The organism is Fictibacillus sp. BK138 (assembly GCF_004216955.1).
Taxonomy (GTDB): Bacteria; Bacillota; Bacilli; order Bacillales; family Fictibacillaceae; genus Fictibacillus.
In genome coordinates this window covers 1,311,543-1,331,247 of the sequence record NZ_SGXL01000001.1, presented here as the reverse complement: position 1 = coordinate 1,331,247, position 19,705 = coordinate 1,311,543, and the positions used below count along the sequence as shown (strand labels likewise).

At 39.4% G+C, this 19,705-nt stretch carries 19 protein-coding genes and 1 other annotated feature; of the genes, 1 reads left to right on the top strand and 18 read right to left on the bottom strand.

Going from position 1 to position 19,705, the window contains the following annotated elements:
- Positions 1-3 precede the first annotated feature (3 nt).
- The 18 genes from EV282_RS06445 to EV282_RS06360 form a co-directional block, all read right to left on the bottom strand.
- Positions 4-1,761 carry a peptidoglycan D,D-transpeptidase FtsI family protein gene (locus EV282_RS06445; protein WP_130294745.1) on the bottom strand — a complete coding sequence of 586 codons (1,758 nt, stop codon included), beginning with the start codon at positions 1,759-1,761 and terminating at the stop codon, positions 4-6.
- 97 nt (positions 1,762-1,858) lie between these two features.
- On the bottom strand, positions 1,859-2,335 hold the full coding sequence (gene greA / locus EV282_RS06440) for a transcription elongation factor GreA (RefSeq protein ID WP_130294743.1): 477 nt from the start codon (positions 2,333-2,335) through the stop codon (positions 1,859-1,861).
- A 148-nt stretch (positions 2,336-2,483) separates the two neighbouring features.
- Complete coding sequence (udk, locus tag EV282_RS06435) at positions 2,484-3,125, bottom strand: uridine kinase (RefSeq protein WP_130294741.1); 642 nt, start codon at positions 3,123-3,125, stop codon at positions 2,484-2,486.
- Between the two features lie 29 nt (positions 3,126-3,154).
- Positions 3,155-3,799, bottom strand: a complete 645-nt coding sequence (locus EV282_RS06430; RefSeq protein ID WP_242611839.1) for an O-methyltransferase — start codon at positions 3,797-3,799, stop codon at positions 3,155-3,157.
- 133 nt (positions 3,800-3,932) lie between these two features.
- Positions 3,933-5,060 (bottom strand): endolytic transglycosylase MltG, encoded by a 1,128-nt coding sequence (mltG, locus tag EV282_RS06425; protein WP_165389380.1) that lies wholly within the window; start codon positions 5,058-5,060, stop codon positions 3,933-3,935.
- A gap of 357 nt (positions 5,061-5,417) precedes the next feature.
- Positions 5,418-5,717, bottom strand: a complete 300-nt coding sequence (locus tag EV282_RS06420) for a DUF1292 domain-containing protein (protein WP_130294737.1) — start codon at positions 5,715-5,717, stop codon at positions 5,418-5,420.
- A 12-nt stretch (positions 5,718-5,729) separates the two neighbouring features.
- On the bottom strand, positions 5,730-6,158 hold the full coding sequence (gene ruvX / locus EV282_RS06415) for a Holliday junction resolvase RuvX (protein WP_130294735.1): 429 nt from the start codon (positions 6,156-6,158) through the stop codon (positions 5,730-5,732).
- A complete protein-coding gene (locus tag EV282_RS06410; protein WP_130294733.1) occupies positions 6,158-6,433 on the bottom strand; it encodes an IreB family regulatory phosphoprotein in 276 nt (91 codons plus the stop codon). The genes ruvX and EV282_RS06410 overlap by 1 nt, the downstream gene beginning before the upstream one ends.
- 78 nt (positions 6,434-6,511) lie before the next feature.
- Positions 6,512-9,148, bottom strand: a complete 2,637-nt coding sequence (gene alaS / locus EV282_RS06405) for an alanine--tRNA ligase (RefSeq protein ID WP_130294731.1) — start codon at positions 9,146-9,148, stop codon at positions 6,512-6,514.
- 355 nt (positions 9,149-9,503) lie between these two features.
- Positions 9,504-9,718 (bottom strand) — a binding site (T-box leader).
- A 26-nt stretch (positions 9,719-9,744) separates the two neighbouring features.
- The gene (locus tag EV282_RS06400; protein ID WP_130294729.1) at positions 9,745-10,827 is read right to left on the bottom strand and encodes an AI-2E family transporter; all 1,083 of its coding nucleotides are present in this window, start codon (positions 10,825-10,827) and stop codon (positions 9,745-9,747) included.
- A 52-nt stretch (positions 10,828-10,879) separates the two neighbouring features.
- Positions 10,880-11,059, bottom strand: a complete 180-nt coding sequence (locus EV282_RS06395) for a YrzQ family protein (RefSeq protein ID WP_066291262.1) — start codon at positions 11,057-11,059, stop codon at positions 10,880-10,882.
- Between the two features lie 33 nt (positions 11,060-11,092).
- Positions 11,093-11,290 (bottom strand): hypothetical protein, encoded by a 198-nt coding sequence (locus tag EV282_RS06390; RefSeq protein ID WP_130294728.1) that lies wholly within the window; start codon positions 11,288-11,290, stop codon positions 11,093-11,095.
- A 150-nt stretch (positions 11,291-11,440) separates the two neighbouring features.
- Complete coding sequence (gene recD2, locus EV282_RS06385) at positions 11,441-13,771, bottom strand: SF1B family DNA helicase RecD2 (RefSeq protein ID WP_130294726.1); 2,331 nt, start codon at positions 13,769-13,771, stop codon at positions 11,441-11,443.
- A gap of 13 nt (positions 13,772-13,784) precedes the next feature.
- Positions 13,785-14,444: a tetratricopeptide repeat protein gene (locus EV282_RS06380; protein ID WP_130294724.1), complete on the bottom strand. Its 660-nt coding sequence runs from the start codon at positions 14,442-14,444 to the stop codon at positions 13,785-13,787.
- A gap of 277 nt (positions 14,445-14,721) precedes the next feature.
- Positions 14,722-15,849: a tRNA 2-thiouridine(34) synthase MnmA gene (gene mnmA / locus EV282_RS06375; protein WP_130294722.1), complete on the bottom strand. Its 1,128-nt coding sequence runs from the start codon at positions 15,847-15,849 to the stop codon at positions 14,722-14,724.
- 40 nt (positions 15,850-15,889) lie between these two features.
- Entirely contained in the window at positions 15,890-17,029 is a 1,140-nt protein-coding gene (locus tag EV282_RS06370; protein ID WP_130294720.1) for a cysteine desulfurase family protein, read from the bottom strand.
- A 14-nt stretch (positions 17,030-17,043) separates the two neighbouring features.
- A complete protein-coding gene (gene cymR, locus EV282_RS06365; RefSeq protein ID WP_130294718.1) occupies positions 17,044-17,463 on the bottom strand; it encodes a cysteine metabolism transcriptional regulator CymR in 420 nt (139 codons plus the stop codon).
- Positions 17,396-18,106, bottom strand: a complete 711-nt coding sequence (locus tag EV282_RS06360) for a YczE/YyaS/YitT family protein (protein ID WP_130294717.1) — start codon at positions 18,104-18,106, stop codon at positions 17,396-17,398. The genes cymR and EV282_RS06360 overlap by 68 nt, the downstream gene beginning before the upstream one ends.
- Before the next feature lie 155 nt (positions 18,107-18,261).
- On the opposite strand from EV282_RS06360, the gene EV282_RS06355 reads away from it, so the two are divergent.
- The gene (locus EV282_RS06355; RefSeq protein ID WP_130294715.1) at positions 18,262-19,596 is read left to right on the top strand and encodes an AAA family ATPase; all 1,335 of its coding nucleotides are present in this window, start codon (positions 18,262-18,264) and stop codon (positions 19,594-19,596) included.
- Positions 19,597-19,705: the final 109 nt, after the last annotated feature.

Sequence of the window (19,705 nt, the reverse complement as noted above, 5' to 3'; positions counted from 1 at the left end):
CCATTATTGCTCTTGACGGTCTGATATCTCCATAACTGCTTTTGCGATATCGGCATAAACAGGAATTGTTCTGTTTAGTGAATCGTGTTTCATATCAACTACTACTAATGCGAATTTGGGGTTGTCCGCGGGAAAATAACCTGCGAACCATTTATTATAAACATTCGATCCTTCTCCTTTTTGAGCTGTACCTGTCTTGCCCGCTACCTGAAAAGGAAGTGATCGCAAAGAATGTCCTGTCCCATTTTCATCCTTTACAGTGTTAACCAGTAAGGATTGCAGCCTCATCATCGTATATGGAGATAATGATTTATTTTTGCCAGTATGATTCTTAAATTCTACCAATTCGGTTCCATTGGCAAAATTCACTGATTTAGCAGCTTTTACTTCTGACCAAATGCCGCCCCTTGCAATGGTTGCCATCATATTGGCGGCTGCCAGCGGAGTAATTTTTACATCGAGCTGTCCGATCGCGGTCTGTGAGATGGCGAGGCGTGATTGATAGTCCTGAATCTTTTTATGAGGATTTCTTATTTGTCCTCGTTCTTCTTGATAGAAATGTGAAAATTTATCATAATGATATACTTGTCCTCTCCATCCGTTTAACTCGAGAAGACCTAGTTTGGAAGCATATTCTTCTATAAAATGATTATCCTCTGCTGCCATTTCATTTGCGAGGTCTCCAAACGTCTTATTGCAGCTTTGAGAGAAACTCTCCTCAAAATTAAGCATTCCTAATTTTCTCTCATCTTCTTTTCCATAAATATTTAGATTACAGTCGTAAAGTTTATCATTCTGTATCTTGTTTTTCTCAATGGCAGCAGCAGCTGTTACAATCTTAAAGGTCGAACCAGGAATTTGAAGGGTGGTCATCTTGTTTTCATGTTCATAGATCGTCTTACTATTAAATACAGGACGGCTAGCCATTGCAAGAAGTTCATTTGATTCTACGTCAAGCAGGACTGCGCCTCCCGCTTCTACCTGGTGATAGCTTAAATATTTCTCCACAGCTTCCTGCATTTTTTTATCAATAGTAGTCATAACATGCAAAGGATACAGCGGATTCGCCTGGGCACGATATTTTACATCCAGCCCGAATAAAGGGTTTCCTTGTCTGTCCACATGATAAATAAACTGTGTTTTCCCTTCAGATATTAAAAAAGGGTCAAACGTATATTGCATTCCATTTTTTCCGGTTTTCGTTGATGTGCTTACAGTTCCCTTTTCCAATTTGTCTTTATACTTTTGCTTTATTAACTCCGGGTCTTCTCCAACTGCCCCGATTATATGATTTGCAAATGGCAGAGGTTTTCTTTTGGTCACAAGCTGTGCATACAGACCTGGGATTTCCAATTCATTGATTTGATTCATCTGCTGGAGCGTCAGCTCTTTAGACAATAAAAGTGCAGCAGGTTTTTCCAACCTATTGATCATTTTTTCTATTTTTTTTGATGGAAGCTGAAGGATCTCTGAAATGGATTCTAAGGGCCAATCCCTGGCATAGAGACTCGGAAACACAACAATTTGAGGTTTTACATCTGTAGAAAGCAGCTCACCGTTGCGGTCTAGAAAATAACCTCTCCCGTCATTAATTGTAAAACGGTGAGTTCGCTGGTTTACACTCTCTTCGATTAAATTAACGTTGTTTTTTGAAAAAGATTTCGTTGAAATAAGCTGTATATCTGCTAACCGGTACATCAGACCGAATATAAATAATAATATGATAACCCCTACAGTTATTGTTCTTTTCCGAGATAACAATGCGGTCACCTCCCTAACCACATTTTCGCCTCATCGCAATATTCTTAAACAAAAAAGACTTGCCACGAGGGGCAAGCCTTCTTTCTGATGATCTTGATTATTTTACTTCTAAAATGACTACGTTAATTTCTCCGCCTGGTGTTTGTACAGAAACCTTGTCTCCTGGTTTCTTGCCTAATAAACTTTTAGCCATCGGAGAATCATTGGAAATTTTACCTTCGAATGGATCTGCTTCGGCACTTCCGACGATCACATATGTTTCTTCATCTCCATCAGGAAGCTCCTGGAATTTAACCGTTTTCCCAATGGAAACGTTATCAGATTGGTCTTTATTGTCTTCAATGATCACTGAATCACGAATCATCTTTTCTAATTGAACGATACGCGCCTCTACAAAAGCCTGCTCGTCCTTTGCAGCATCATACTCAGAGTTCTCTGAAAGATCTCCGAAGCTTCTTGCTACTTTAATTCTTTCAACTACTTCTTTTCTGCGTTCTGTTTTTAAAAATTCTAATTCGTTTTCTAACTTTTGCTTACCCTCTAGGGTCATATAGTGTTTTTTCTCGTCTGCCATGTTTATTCACTCCTTCAATAATCAGTACCCTTGTTACGTTATATGATAATTCCGGCAGGGTATGTATAAAAAATAGGACAATAGTTGAATGCCATGCCGTTTTAAAGAAAAGATTACCCAATTATACCGAAAAAATGAGGAGAGTTCCTCATTTTTTCAATAATGCTTTGTCTTCTAAAATAGTCTTAATTTTAGTTACCATTAAATCAATAGCAACACGGTTTTGACCGCCTTCTGGGATAATAATATCCGCGTACCTTTTTGTAGGTTCGATAAACTGATTATGCATAGGACGCACCACTGAAGTATATTGATCGATTACAGATTCTAAAGTTCTGCCGCGGTCACGTATATCACGAACCATTCTTCTGATGATTCTCACATCAGCATCTGTGTCGACAAATAACTTAATATCCATTAAATCACGTAAACGTTCATCTTCGAGTATAAGAATACCTTCCAATATAATGACATCTTTAGCATCAACTGGGATAATTTTATCACTTCTTGTATGCGCTGTATAGTCGTACACAGGTTTTTCAACGGATTCATATGCTTGAAGTGATATGATATGCTGGATCAACAGATCATTATCGAAAGCTAATGGATGATCATAGTTTGTTTTTAAACGTTCTTCCATTGATTTTTCAGATTGATCTTTATAATAAGCGTCCTGCTCAATAATAAGAATCGACTGATTTGCAAACTGCCTGTAAATCTCTTTGGCTACCGTCGTTTTACCCGATCCAGATCCGCCTGCAACCCCAATTACGATAGGTTTTTGTGCCATTTCTATTACTCCTCCAAACTGCTGAACCTTTAGGTTTTTCGAATGCTCACCATCATACCATCTCCTACCGGCAAGATTGAAGAATAATAATCTGGATGCTGCATGATATATTGATTAAAGCTTCTAATTTTTTTAACAAGAGAACGCAGCCTTCTGCTCTCTAAGCCGCTTTCATCTGCGACATACCCTCTGAAGAGTACATTATCAGTAATGATCATACCATCATGTGACAGCATTGCTGAATAATGATCAAAGAAGTTTTGATACTGCCCTTTAGCTGCATCAATAAAAATAAAGTCGTATGGGGCATATTGTTCTACTTGACTCTGTAATTCATTCGCATCGCCGAGCAATAGTGTTATTCTATCGTTGAGTCGTAATGCAGTAACGTTTTCTTTTGCTATATTGTACCGTTCTTCATCTCTTTCAATACTTACAATTTCGGTTGTCTCATTAGCAAGAGCCATTCTTACTGCAGAGTAACCGATGGCTGTACCCACTTCCAGAATTCGTTTAGGGCTTTTTAATCTGACATATGTCAAAAGGGTCTCCATACCCGATAATTCCATGATCGGTACATCATGCTGCTTAGCATACTGCTCCATTTTTAAAATATGTTCAGAGCGTGCAGGGATTAACTTTTCAATATATTGGTTTACTTCATTTGAGACCAAAGTAACACGCCTCCTTCACACTAACCGGTATATTGTAACATAATCTTTTTATGAAGGCGAGAGTCCAGGATATTTCAACCTATTATGAACATTTTAAAAAAAGGATACTATAAGTTAGTATCCTCACAAAATATTATTGTTGCTCTTGCCATACTTTCCATTCATCTCTGTATTTCTTGTATACGGCATTATGTTCTTGCAATGTTTTCGTATAGATTACTTCTCCGTTCGGCCTTGCATAGAAGAATAGTTCTTCCATCTTTACCGGTTTCAATGCAGCTTCAATCGATTTTTCCCCAGGAGATGCGATAGGACCGATCGGGATTCCTTTGTAGCGATACGTATTATATGGAGAATCAACTTCTAGATGCTCATATAAAACTTGTACATCAAAATCTTTTCTAGCATATTTAACCGTTGGGTCTGAATCCAATTTCATGTTTTGTTCTAGTCTATTATGAAAAACACCAGAGATTTTTTTTCGATCGTCTTCACGTTGAGACTCTTCTTCAATAAGAGAGGCTAACGTAATCATCTCGAACAATGAATATCCGCTCTTTTTTATGTCATTCTCAAATTTGGCAATAACAGTCGAGGACTGCTCTACCATTTTATCCACAATCTCTTTCAGCTCAGGCTTCTTTTTATCAAATTCATATGTCGCCGGAAATAAAAATCCTTCCAATGGATAATAAAGACCCTCTTTGTAAATATCATCTGGTATGTTCTTATATTTTTCTTGAAGTTCTTTTAGAAATGCCTTATCTGTCATCACTTTTAATATTTCTTCTTTTTCATAACCAGTTCTCGCGCTTATCTCTCCAGCAATTTGAGGAACATTAAACCCTTCTGGAATGGTTAAAGTGAGTTCAGGTTTTTTAAATAATTTTCCCTCTTTAAGAGCAGCGATAATTTCAGTAAGGTTCATGGATGGAGACAATTGATAAACTCCTGCTTGAAAATCTCCTTCTCCCTTAACACGCGTATAAATTTTAAAGAATTGACCGCTATTAATGATCCCTTTATCTTCAAGCTCTTTTCCAATATTTGCCGTTGAGGAACCGATCGGAATCTCAACAGTGAATTTTTCTTGATTAGCTGAATCAAATGCCCCGATATTCTTATTATAATAAAAATATAGAATGCCAGCAGCAAGAACAATCACTGCTAAAAACAAAGCAATTATCGTTAATATGATGGATTTTGTGCGTTTCTTTTTCTTATTTTCTATGTAATTCCCAGACGACTGGAGTTGTATCATCCTTTTTCCCCCTTCCATCTGTTTAATTATACTTTTGCTAGCAGAAATTGTCGAGATTAGCAGTAATAACAAAAATAGGATAACTCGTAATGGAGACATTCTTTCGAAACAGCACTTAAGAGAGGTTTGTGGCTCAGTGAAAGCGGTTTTCGAAAGTGCTGCGAGTCCCAATCAAAAAGTTTTTGGTGTGAATCCTCAAAAAAGGGGATTGAATCCAAAAGTTTTGTACCCCAATCCAAAAGTTACAACCTTATATCCACGAGTTTACATTCTTAGACATTTTTCGACATCACTGTTTTACATGTGAAAACAAAAAATTAGGGCTGCCAAAAGTAACTTTTAGCAGCCCCATTAAAATTATTCTGTTTCGTACTCATCATCTTGGAAAGTATTTAACATTTCCTCGATCATATCCCACTCTTCATCTGTTTCAAGAGGGAACAAAGCAAGATCATCATCTGCATCTCCCTTTTCTTCATAACGGAAAGGGAATACTTCTACTTCATCCGTATCGTCATCTTCTGAATCTGCTACAGGTATTGTAACCATGTATGATTTCCCAGTCTGATCAACATCGAATTTGAATAAAACTTCAAATAGGTTTTCGTCACCGTTCTCATCTGGAATAATAATGCGTTCGCGTTCTTCTTTTGCCATAATAGGCTCACCTCAATTTTTATTTTTTTGGCTGTCCATATACCCTTGCAGAATAATTACAGCAGCGAGTTTATCAATAACCTGCTTGCGTTTTTTTCTGCTTACATCGGCGGATATAAGTGTACGTTCAGCTGCCATTGTAGTCAGCCTCTCATCCCATAGGATAACCGAAAGACCAGTAAGACTTTCAAGTTCTTTCGCAAAGTTTTGACAAGCCTCACCGCTAGGACCGATCGACCCGTTCATATTCTTTGGCAGGCCGACAACAACCTCGCCGATTTCATATTGGGAAATCAGCTCTTTAATTCTGTTTAAATCTTCTTCAGGATGGTTAGGACGCCGTCTAATTGTTTCTACGCCTTGTGCTGTCCAGCCTAGTAAATCTGATACGGCAACACCAATCGTTTTAGTACCGACGTCCAATCCGAGTATTCTTGTCATTAACGGCTTCCTTCTTTTTGATTTGAAAGGTATGATTTTACGAGCTCTTCGATAAGCTCGTCCCGCTCAAGTTTACGAATCATACTTCTCGCATCATTATGGCGCGGAATATATGCCGGGTCACCTGAGAGCAAATAACCAACAATCTGGTTGATCGGATTGTAGCCTTTATCCTGCAGGGCGTCATAAACAGAAAACAGGACAGTTTCAACATTCGTCTTATAAGCATCATCCTCGTTGAAATTAAACTTCATCGTCTTGTCCATTGAACTCACTTGCGAACACCTCTTTCTGAAGATCTCCCTTAAGGGACAAATTAGTTATTTTCTCTATTGTACATGATAGATGAACGCTTAGGAAACCGTTTTAATCATTTCAACTGCAGAATCTATGCCTTCTTCTAACTTTTCAGGGTCTTTCCCGCCTGCTTGAGCCATGTCCGGACGTCCTCCGCCGCCTCCGCCGCAGCGAACTGCAACTTCTTTAACAAGGTTGCCTGCATGGTATCCTTTTGACACTAAATCCTTTGTAACCCCAGCAACAATATTTACTTTTCCTTGGCTTTCAGCACCTAAAATAACAATCCCGCTCTGAAGTTTGTTCTTTAAGTCGTCAACGATCGAACGCAGCCCGTTCATATCAGAAGCATTTACCTTTTTAGCGATAACAGATACTCCATTAATCGTTTGTACTTCGTCCACAAGGCTTCCTGCTTCCAGGTTTCCGAGTTTTGAAGCTAATGATTCTTTTTCTTTTTGCAGCTCACGAATTTGATCGTTCATAGCATCAATACGCTGAGGAACATCCTTTAGGTTTGTTTTTAACTTTGCAGCCGTATCTTTTAACAGCTGAACTTGACCATTCATCAAGCGATAAGCTGCTTCACCAGTAACCGCTTCAATACGTCTTGTACCAGCACCAATTCCAGATTCTGATACGATTTTAAACAATCCGATCTCAGCTGTATTGTTCACATGACACCCACCACACAATTCCAGGCTGTAATCTCCAACTTTAACTACACGAACTGTCTCACCATATTTTTCGCCAAAAAGAGCCATAGCTCCCATAGCTTTTGCTTCAGCAATATTTTTTACCATTTTTTCAACAGGGATGTTCGACCAAACTTTTTCATTTACGATCTCTTCAATTTTCTCAAGCTCTTCAGGAGAGATGCTTCCAAAATGCGTAAAATCAAACCGCAGTCTGCCTTCTTGAACAAGTGAACCTGCCTGATTAACATGTGTGCCTAATACATCTTTTAATGCCTGATGAAGCAAATGTGTAGCAGTATGGTTTTTTACAACTTTTGCACGCGTTTCTCTGTCAACTAACACCGAGACTTGCATGTTGTTTTCTAGAACACCTTTTTCAACGACTACTGTATGCAGATTTTGCCCATTTGGAGCTTTTTGCACATCTTTAACTCGCAGTTGAAGGTTATTTCCTGTAATTGTACCTTGGTCAGCAATCTGACCTCCGCTCTCAGCATAGAATGGCGTTTCATCAAGAATAATCTGTGCCTCTTCACCTTCTGAAACCATGGAAACACGCTCTCCGTTTTGCAGTACTTCCAGGATTCTTGCTTCTCCGCTCAAGGACTCATAACCTGAGAACTCACTTTTCACTGTAATGTCTGATAGAACACCGCCTTGAACCTGCATGCTATCGACTTCTTGTCTCGCAGCACGTGCACGTTCACGCTGAGCTTTCATTTCAGATTCAAAGCCTTCCTGGTCAACTTCCATTCCATTTTCTGCTGCATACTCTTGTGTTAGTTCAAATGGGAAACCGAATGTATCATAAAGTTTAAATGCGTCTTTACCAGAAATAATCTTATTGTTTTCTGATTTTTCTTTTGTGATGACATCTTCCAGGATAGCTAATCCTTCGTTAATGGTTTCATGGAATCTTTCTTCTTCAGTCTTTACAACTTTTTGGATAAAAGGTACTTTTTCTTTCACTTCTGGATAGAAATCTACCATGATATCAGCTACAGTCGGCACTAATTCATACATGAAAGGCTTATTGATGTTCATCTTTTTAGCAAATCGGATCGCTCTTCTAATCAAGCGTCTTAAGATGTAGCCTCTCCCCTCATTTGAAGGAAGTGCGTTATCGCCAATCGCAAAGCTTACCGTACGGATATGGTCTGCAATAACTTTAAAAGCAGTATCACTTTCAGGACTATGTCCATAAGACGTATTTGAAAGTTTCTCCGTTTCTTTTATGATTGGAAGAAAAAGATCAGTTTCAAAATTTGTCTTCGTATCTTGAATGACAGATACCATTCTTTCAAGCCCCATGCCTGTATCGATATTCTTCTTTGGCAATGGAGTGTACGTGCCATCTGGATTATGGTTAAACTGAGAAAATACTAGATTCCATACTTCAAGGTATCTTTCATTCTCACCGCCAGGATACAATTCTGGATCTGCCGGATCGCTTCCGTAAGACTCTCCACGATCATAGAAAATCTCAGTATTTGGTCCGCTTGGGCCTTCCCCAATATCCCAGAAGTTACCCTCTAAACGAATGATTCTTTCTTCAGGAAGTCCTACTTGCTTCGTCCAAATATCAAAAGCTTCATCATCTTCGGGGTGGATCGTAACAGAAAGTTTTTCTGGATCAAATCCGATCCATTCTTCACTCGTTAAAAACTCCCAAGCCCAGAGAATTGCTTCCACTTTAAAATAATCACCAATCGAGAAGTTGCCTAACATTTCAAAGAAAGTGTGGTGTCTTGCAGTAATCCCAACATTCTCAATATCATTCGTACGGATAGATTTTTGTGCATTCGTAATACGAGGATTCTCTGGAATCACACGGCCGTCAAAATACTTTTTAAGCGTAGCTACCCCACTGTTGATCCAAAGTAAAGTTGGGTCTTCGTGCGGCACAAGCGAAGCACTAGGCTCTACACGATGGCCTTTCTCTTGGAAAAAATCGAGGAACATTTGTCTGACTTGAGCTGAAGTCAAAGTTTTCATTGTTTTCATTCTCCTTTTAAATAATTTTGTTAAAAATAAGGCTGTTCTTATAGCTTTTTTGTCCTTGGAAGTGGTTGATCTCCGTTTCAGGTGCTCGCTTTCCGCGGGGCGGGCGGTGAGCCTCCTTGACACGATGTGTCATTAGGAGTCTCACCTGTCCGCTTCAGGGAAGTATCCTTGCTCCTGCGTCTACAAGTCAATGCTACAGATGTGATCTTCCTCGTCGCATGCCTAACAAGAAGCATCTCAGGTGGTAGGCACGCACCTTACACTCCAATCAACTTATCAATGAAGATTATCCAAAAATAATTACCTCTTATAAAAAAAGCTAAAATAAAAAACTCCCATCCCAAAAAACAGGGACGAGAGTTTAAATTCACGCGGTACCACCCTGGTTACATGTAATGACATGTCACCTTGATTACAGCCTTAACGCGGCTTAACGGCAGATTTTCCTTCTGCACTCCAGAGTAGCTTTCCGTTTCCTTCTTTCTGAAACACCTTTCAGCCGGTGGATGTTTCTCTCTATAGAAAGGACTAAAACGTACTTATCTCTTTCAACGATTTTTGTTCTTCTAGCGTTAGTATACGTTTATTTATTCTGACTTGTCAATCGGTTGTCGTAATCGATGTTCCCGAATGTGTATGACGATAACTTTTATTACGCTAAATACAGGAACTGCCAAAATCATACCAGGTACTCCAGCGAGTTCACTTCCTAAAAGGAGTGAGAAGATGATAAAGACTGGGTGGATGTGCAAGTTTCTGCCGACAATAAATGGTCCGAGAATATTCCCTTCAATAAATTGAAGAACAAGCATGATACCAATGGTGATCCAGACCATCTTCCAAGAGATTGTCAGTGCAATCAAAATAACAGGAATAGCACCTAAGATGGGGCCAAAATAAGGAATGATGTCTGTAATAGCAATGACGATCCCTAGAAGAATCGGATAGGGCATTCCAACAATCCAGAGTGCTACCATAGCTGCAGCTCCAAGGATAGCTCCAACAAAAAGCTGTCCTCTAATATATCCCCCGAGCGATTTATCTACATCTTCGATAAGATGTTTGCCTTCATGTCGGAACCTGCGTGGTGTAATATACCAGGCAGCTTTTTTAATCTTTTCAAAATCGTTCAGAAAATAAAAAACCAAAAAAGGTACTACGATAATGACGAAAAAATAATCGACAATTTTTCTTAGAGAAAAAATGGCGTTCGTTAAAATGTTCTGTGCACTAACCTCCATTTTAACAATATATTGTTCGATTTTGGAATGAACGGAATAAGGAAGAGCTGAAGTTCCTTTGTCGACCTTAGACAAGAGCTCTTTATAATCTTTTGCAAGAGCTGGGACATTCTCTAGGAGCTGTTTCAATTGAACGACAAAATAAGGAAACCCCTTAGCTATGGTATAGCCTAACCCTCCAAAAAACAGAAGGTATATCGTTAAAATTGCTACAAACCGAGGAACGCCTTTCTCATGCACATATTCTACAAGAGGGTGAAGCAGGTATGTAATGAGAGCGGCTAGGAAGAAAGGTAAAAACACCCCTTTGAGCGCCTTTAATAATGGTTGATACAAAGGATTTAACTTCATGAGAAGGAATAAACATAAAAACAGCAATAACAGAAGTGCAAGCCGGTAGATCCACTTCATTCGATTTTCCTTTGTCATTCTTCCTCACCCTTTTTTTAAAAAACCCCGTCTTAATAGACGGGGAATACATTTAATAAATGGCTTTTGCGATTCTTTTTCGGATTTTTTTTGCGCGTCTCGATGTCCAAAGGTCACCGATATCCGAAAAATTCATATTCATTCTGGACATTCTAGACATCCTTCTGTTTCTCATCGCATATGTCGCCGCTCCAATACCAAGTGCGAAAAGAGAACTCATGGTCCTATTCATGCTTTATCACCTCGACATCAGAGTAATAAAAACTTATGAAGTACTCTCTCTATAAGTCAGGTCATGATCCTCAAATAAATCGTCGAGTGAAGTTAATGAGCCGTCTTCTTCCACTTGATGAAGGGACAGTCTTCCTCTAACAATGGAAAGCTCAATAAAACAGTTCCAGCAATAATACTGGTTCACTCCGATTTTCCCAATATCTTTTCGGCTGCAGTTCGGACATTCCACTTGCTCTCTCTCCTTTAAATATACTTTTACAAGGGTGTCCTGAAACTTTCCAAAATATACGCCAGAAGTGGAGTTTGAAGTATCAACCTGCTTATAGATATGAAAAAAGAAATGTCCGACAAGATGCTTTTTATCATCCTCCGAACATTTCTAGTTTGTTTCGTTAAAGAGCGTATCATTCATAAAATCTTTTTCCAGTAAGGTTTCTTGCAGCCGAAGTTTAAGACCAGAATATCTTTCTGATTCATCAGAGCGCTGTACTGCCCAAGAGAACGCTTCTTGTTCTCCACATAAGATCAGATATTCCTTGCTTCTCGTGATTGCTGTATAAATGAGGTTGCGTTTAAGCATTCTATAATAGCTTTTCACAATAGGAAGAATGACAATCGGATACTCACTGCCTTGAGACTTATGGATGGAGCAGCAAAAAGCGTGTGTAAAATGGTTAAACTCACTTCTTTTATATGTAACTTCAATCTCATCAAAGCTAATGACAATCTGATCTTCTTTGTCTGTGTTCTCCCTTGCATATATAACCGCTACGATCTCTCCTATATCTCCGTTAAAAACGTTATCTTCAGGCTGATTGACAAGCTGAAGTACTTTATCCCCTTTTCTGTAAAAAACATCTGCAACTTGTAGCTGACGTTGTTTTTGTTTTTCGGGATTAAACAGACGCTGTAGTTCCGTATTCAACCGGTCGATGCCTACTGGGCCTTTATACATTGGGGCTAGCACTTGAATATCTCTTGATGTATAGCCTTTTTTGATGGCATTTTCACATACTTGGAGGATAGCTTGAAAGACCTGCTCTCCAGAACAAGCAAAAAAACGCCTGTCTTTTTGAGGAATCATCAAGTCTTGAGGCAGATTCCCTTTTTTCATCTCATGTGCTAAACGAATAATGGAAGAACCTTCAGATTGTCTGTAGATATCAATCAATCGGGTTTGCGGAATATGCTCTGATTCAAGCAGATCTTTTAACACTTGACCTGGACCTACGGAAGGAAGCTGATCCTCATCTCCCACGAAAATTAATTGAATATGCTCTGGAAGCGCCTTTGAAAGTGAATATGCAAGCCAAATATCGACCATCGACATTTCATCGACGATTAAAAGCTTTCCTTCGACCGGCTGATCTTCGTTTTTTTCGAAGTGACCTGCGCCTCTCCATCCCAATAGACGGTGAATGGTATGAGCGGGAATACCAGTAGATTCCGTCATGCGCTTTGCAGCACGTCCTGTAGGCGCAACAAGCAAAACAGGAAATGGTTCCTTCTTTCCGCGATAATCATCGATGTTCAGACCTACCCCATGTATCTCACTATAAAGTTCTACGATTCCTTTAATAACGGTTGTTTTACCAGTACCTGGACCGCCTGTGAGCACCATTACCGGAGATGTTAACGCTTTTTTAATCGCTTCCTTTTGACTGTTAGCGTATTTGATATTAAGACGTTTTTCTAATTTTTCAAGTTCAGTTTCAATCTGCTCAACAGGAATATCATAATCCGTTTTTTGACTCTGCAAAAGATGATTAATTTTTTGAGCGAATCCTCGTTCAGCAAAATAGAGAGACGGCAAATACACTACATTTTCTTTTAATATCAACTTTTTTTCAGCTTCCATACCTTGAATTTCCCTGAAAATACTCATCTCGTCTACAGTATCTTTTCCATCAGCCAAAAGTTTTCTGACTCCTGATAGAAGTTCCTCGACCGGCAGATATGAATGTCCCAGATCAGTCCCTTGATCTCTTAAAAGAAATTGGCATGCAGCCTGAATACGTTCAGGATGGTTCACTTGCATGCCATTGCCTTTTGCTATTTCATCTGCCCTGTGAAACCCAATACCTGGTATATCCTCAATAAGCAGATACGGTTCATTCTTTACAACAGAGACCGCTTTATCCTGGTACGTTTGAAAGATTTTCATAGCTAACTGAGGACCGATCCCATATGGCTGTACGGCCATCATAACCTGATCCAATCCTCTGTTCTGCAACAGTGCTTCATGTAAATTTTGTGCCTGTTCTTCTGTTAATTTTGGAATTTGGCTTATGTATTCTGGAGATTCTAAGAGCTTCGTGATCGCATCATCACCCATAACCTCTACGATATGTTCAGCCGTTTTCTTGCCTATGCCCTTAAACAAGTCACTTGAAAGATATTGAACCATCGCTTCTCTCGATTGAGGCATCTCTTTTTTAAAATATTCAACTTCATACTGTTTCCCATATTTGGGGTGATCTTTAAATCTGCCATAGAACAGATAGAGTTCATCCTCCCTTAATGGCGGGAGGACGCCGGTAATCATGACTTCTTTTTCATCATAATTTTCGTTTGTCTCTTTGATTCTCACCCGTGCTACCGTATAAAGACTTTCAGATTGATGATATACGGTGGAAATCAATGTTCCTTTAATATAACGGGTTGTTTGAGACGTTCCATCCTCTAAGTTAAAGGAAGGCTGCTGTGCCATAAAGCATCCCCTTTTATTGTTTTGTATTCTTACTTTCGATATTCCTTTTCCCATTCCCAGCCAAATAATGATTTGGCTGAACTTTTAAAGCTTTTTCAAATGCAGCAAGAGCTTCCTCATTACGATCAAAAAAACTCAAAGAAACACCAAAGTTATACCAGGCATCTGCATGCTTTTCATCCTTTTTTGTTACTTTTTCGAATGAGTTCAAAGCAGATTTAACATCCCCTATTCTTCCCTGACAAAGTCCAAACTGGAAAAGTGCCTCATTGTCATCTTCGTTCAATTCAGTCGCTCTCATCAAGTATGGAAACGCTAATTTGTTTTCACCGAGTGATACGAACGACATGCCTGTCATAAAATATGTGTCCGAGTCCTGAAGTCCGCCTTTTATTGCTTCTTGGAAGAGCTTTGCTGCTTTTGTAAACTGTTCAAGATGATAGCATGCAATTCCAGCTCCATATAGAGCAGCCGAAGCATTCTGATCGAGTGATAAGGCCTTGTCAAAAAATTGTATCGCTTTTTCATGTTCATGTACCGCGGATAGCAGATTTCCAAAATTAATATAGTGAACCGGGTTTTGAGGATCGGCTTCGATCATTGCTTCGAGGCTTTTTGCCGCTTCTTCAAATTTTCCTTTTTTTAAGTATTCAAGTCCTTTTGAAGGCTCCATTTCTATACCCCCATCCTTATTTCCTACCAAAGTATATCAAACCAGGCCGAAAATCGCACAGAGTTTCTGGCGTATTTATCATAAATCTCGGATGGCGATCATAAATCTCGGATGGCGATCATAAATCTCGGATGGCGATCATAAATCTCGGATGGCGATCATAAATCTCGGATGGCGATCATCCAGCGAGCATAAATGCCGCTTGATGATCTATTTATAGCAAAAAAAGCTGGCGTTCGGTTTATTCCAACCGATTTTGCCAGCTTTTAAGCATTTTTTATAGATATTTGATCGCTTCACTATTTTTATAGACGGTATCAATCGTTGCTCCGCCTAAGCAAACATCGCCATCATAAAATACAACAGCTTGTCCCGGAGTGATCGCTCTTTGTGGTTCATCAAAGACAACGTTAAGTGTTTCGTCTTCCATCACATGAACCGTTACCCCCATGTCAGGCTGGCGGTATCTAAACTTTGCTGTACATTTGAATTCAGAAGATACAGGTTTATCCGAAACAAAACTCGGTTTTACTGCTTTCAAGCTGTCTGAGTAAAGTTTATCGTTATGGAATCCTTGTTCAACATACAGTACGTTTTCTTTCAAATTCTTCCCGACAACAAACCAAGGATCTCCGCTACCGCCGATTCCTAAACCATGACGCTGACCGATCGTATGATACATTAATCCGTCATGCTTACCTTTTACTTCCCCGTCCAGTGTTTGCATCTCGCCAGGCTTTGCAGGCAAGTACTGGCTTAAGAACTCTTTAAAGTCTTTTTCACCAATAAAACAGATGCCGGTGGAATCCTTTTTCTTTGCTGTTGCAAGTCCTGCATCTTCAGCAATCGTGCGGATTTCAGGCTTCTTTAACTCGCCGATCGGGAACAGAACTCTTTTAAGCTGTTCTTGTGAAAGCTGGTTAAGAAAATAGGTTTGATCCTTATTTTCATCAACACCGCGAAGCATTTTAACTTCGCCATCTATTTCAGCCACTCGTGCATAATGGCCTGTAGCAACGTAATCTGCACCTAAATTCATGGCATGCTCCAAGAATGCTTTAAATTTGATCTCCTTGTTGCACATCACATCAGGATTAGGTGTTCTTCCTGCTTTATATTCTTCCAAAAAGTACGTGAATACTTTATCCCAGTATTCTTTTTCAAAATTCACAGCGTAATATGGAATGCCGATCTGGTTGCAGACCGCTATCACATCGTTGTAATCTTCTGTAGCTGTGCAGACGCCATTCTCATCGGTATCATCCCAGTTTTTCATAAAGATTCCGATAACGTCATAGCCTTGCTCTTTTAGTAAAAGTGCGGCAACTGAAGAATCCACACCGCCACTCATTCCAATAACTACTCGTGTATCTTGAGGTGCCTTTTTGTTTGATTCAGTTTGCATGCTGTCCACCTCATTTCTTTCATATGACAAACATTGTAACTTATTTTGCTAAACGTTTCACGATTTTTGCTGTCTCACGGGCAGCATATTCAATATCTTCCAATTCATTGCCTAACCCAAAGCTAAAACGAACGGATGATTTTGTACGTTCATCTTCTCCAAACATGGCAGCCAGTACGTGCGAAGGCTCGTGTGAACCAGCTGTACAAGCCGAGCCGCTTGAAGCCGCTATACCTGCGATATCAAGGTTAACTAAAAGCACTTCAGTTTTCACGCCAGGAAAACTGACATTTAAGATATGCGGCAAAAAGTGTTCATTGCTGCCGTTCTCTACATAATGAATGTTCTCTTCAGTCCATATTTTTTTCATCGTATCTCTATAAATCATATATTGATCGAAGCGTTCATCCCGCTCTATCATTGATAACGCTGCGGCTTTATTCAATGCCGCGATCCCAGCTACATTCTCTGTACCGGCACGGCGTTTACGCTCTTGCTCACCGCCGAAGCCTTGAGGAAGAAATGGTACCGATTCTTTTACATAAAGAAAGCCTGTCCCTTTTGGACTGTTGATCTTATGTCCGGACGCACTCATTAAATCAATGTTAAGTTCTTTAACATCCAATGGTATCAGACCATATGCCTGAACCGCGTCTGTATGAAAGATAATATTATTTTCTTCTAATAAGCTGCCGATCTCTTTAATGTCTTGGGTTGTTCCTGTTTCATTGTTGCAATACATGATAGAAACAAGAATCGTTTCTTCTTTCAGAGATGCTTTTAGATCATCAAGGGAAATTCGTCCGTTCTTATCGACTGATAGATAAGTAACCTCAAAGCCTCTCCTTTCAAGTTCATGAAAGGTATGCAGAACAGCATGATGCTCCACTTTTGTAGTAATAACATGTTTTCCTTTTTCCATTAAAGCTGAAGCTGTTCCCAGTATTGCAAGGTTATCACTTTCTGTTCCCCCGCTAGTAAATATAATTTCGTTTCTGGTAGCATTAATAGAAGAGGCTATTGCAATACGGGCATCATCAAGAACTTTGCGTGCACGTCTGCCAAATTGATGTATGCTAGAAGGATTTCCAAAATGCTCCGTTAAATATGGGATCATCTCTTCAATCACTTCAGGATGAACAGGTGATGTTGCAGCGTGATCCAAATAAACGTTTTTCATCATCAGATTCCTTCCTAAATATAAAACATATAGGCGTCCTGTGCGCCTTCGTCTTCATAGTTCGCTAAATCTTCTAATGTTGTAGAATCGAGCACATCTTTTACAGCGTCACGAATCTTTATCCAAAGATTACGTTTTGCCGGTTCTTCATCATCCATTACTTCTACCGGTGAAATGGGTCCTTCCAGTACACGAATAATGTCTCCAGCAGTTATAGTAGAAGCTTCTTTAGCTAAAATATAACCTCCATACGCACCTCTTATACTTTTTACCAAACCTGCGTTTCTTAGCGGCGCGATCAGCTGCTCAAGATAATGTTCTGATAAGCTGTGCTCTTTAGCAATCAATTTTAAAGCAATAGGACCTTCACCTGATCTCTTTGCTAATGCCATCATGATGGTTAATCCGTATCTGCCCTTTGTTGATATTTTCATATTGTTCACTCCGTTCTAAAACAAACTTTACTGCTTTTTGACATAAAGGCAATGTTCTGCCTACGATTGCACCAATCGTGACACAAAATAGAATTGTCCCATAAGAAATAGGACCATGCAGAACCCAGCCGAAAAATAGCACAAACAACTCCATAAATAATCGGATTCTCGAAACTTTCATTCCTGATTTTTCTGTTAAAGCAAGCATCAGACTATCTCGCGGTCCTGCACCTCGATTAGAAGCGATATACAGACCGATCCCAAACCCTAGGATTAGTATTCCGATTAAGAGATACCACAATTTACCTGCTATGGTTATCGGGTTATGAAAAAAAGGAAGCCATAGATAAAAATCGATAAACAGTCCGACAAATATCATATTTAAAAATGCTCCTGTTTGAGGAAACTTCTTTGTCAGTATCGCAGTTGCTAGTATAACGAAAAAGCCCATGATGATCGACCAAGTTCCAATTGTTAATCCAAACTGTGAAAACAGACCAATGTGAAGAACATCCCACGGGGCACTGCCCAGTTCAGCTTTAATCATGAGTGCAATTCCAAAGGCCATTATAAATAAGCCCACAAAAAAAACAGACCATTCAAACAAAAATTTGCCCGGTCTTGATTGCTTTTGGTCTTTCATTCTGCAAAATCCTTCCTGGCTGAAGCTTTTTAAGCAACCGAAAATGAAAATCTAAAGCTTATTATAGCACGAAATAGTTTCACCTTGCATGAAGGACTGATGTATAGTATGTTCATATGACATTTAAGAACAAGTGTACGGAAGGATGAACATATATGGACTTGTTTTCCTATAAAGATGAAAATTCTCATTCATTAAAACGACCGCTTGCCAATAGAATGCGCCCGCGGAAGATCAATGAGTTTATTGGTCAGGAGCACATAGCAGGAGAAGGCAAACTCTTAAGAAGAGCGATTGAAGCAGACCAGCTGACTCCGATGATATTTTTTGGTCCTCCTGGAACAGGTAAGACTACTTTAGCCAGAATCATTGCAAATTCAACATCTGCATGGTTCGAACAATTGAATGCTGTAACTTCTGGAGTGGCTGACTTAAAAGTTGTAATGAACGCAGCAAAAGAACGGCTTTTATTGGAAGATAAGAAAACAGTACTCTTTATAGACGAGATTCATCGGTTTAACAAGAATCAGCAAGATGCCCTACTTCCGTATGTAGAGGATGGGACAGTGATTTTAATAGGCGCAACAACGGAAAGCCCGATGTTTGAAATCAATCCAGCACTTTTGTCGAGATCAAGACTATTCCGTTTTGAACCATTAACAGACCATCATATCGCTAAAATTATCGAACAAGCATTGAAAGATGATGAAAGAGGATATGGAAAGCACCCCGTTAAGATGAAAAAAGAAGCATTGGATCACATCGTTTCTATAGCAAACGGTGATGCCCGTACTGCACTCAATGCTGTGGAACTCGCAGTGCTTACCACTAAACCGGATAAGAACGGCGATATCAACATCACACTCGAAATTGCAGAAGAATCCATCCAGCAAAGAGTACTACAATATGATAAAAAAGGAGACAATCATTATGATACTGTCTCTGCATTTATTAAAAGCATACGCGGCTCCGATCCCGACGCTGCCCTCTACTGGCTTGCCAAAATGATTTATGCAGGCGAAGATCCACGTTTTATTGCACGTCGTCTCATGGTTCATGCAGCAGAGGATATTGGCCTGGCTGATCCTAACGCTTTACTTGTTGCACAGGCTGCCAGTTATGCAGCTGACTTTATAGGAATGCCAGAAGCAAGAATACCACTTGCAGAAGCAACGCTCTATTTGGCAACCGCTCCAAAGAGCAATAAAGTTATATTAGGTATTGATAAAGCATTGGAAGCGGTAAAAAAAGAAAAAACAGGTCTTGTACCTATCCATCTTCGTGATGCTCATTATAAAGGAGCCAAAGAATTGAACCATGGTGCAGATTATAAATACCCTCATAACTTTGAGGATGGCTATGTACCACAAAATTATTTACCGCAGCACATGCTTGGGAAATCATTTTATGAACCGACAGAACGAGGCTATGAAAAAAACATAAAAAAGAGATTGGACTATTTTAATGACCGAAAGAAAAAAGGTGAGTAAATCTATCATTCTTTTAACTGTCTTATCAAACTAGCAAAATTTTTGTTCGTAAGTGTATAGGAATTTCTCTCTTTGGTAAACATGAAAATATTAAACGATATTTTTGAAA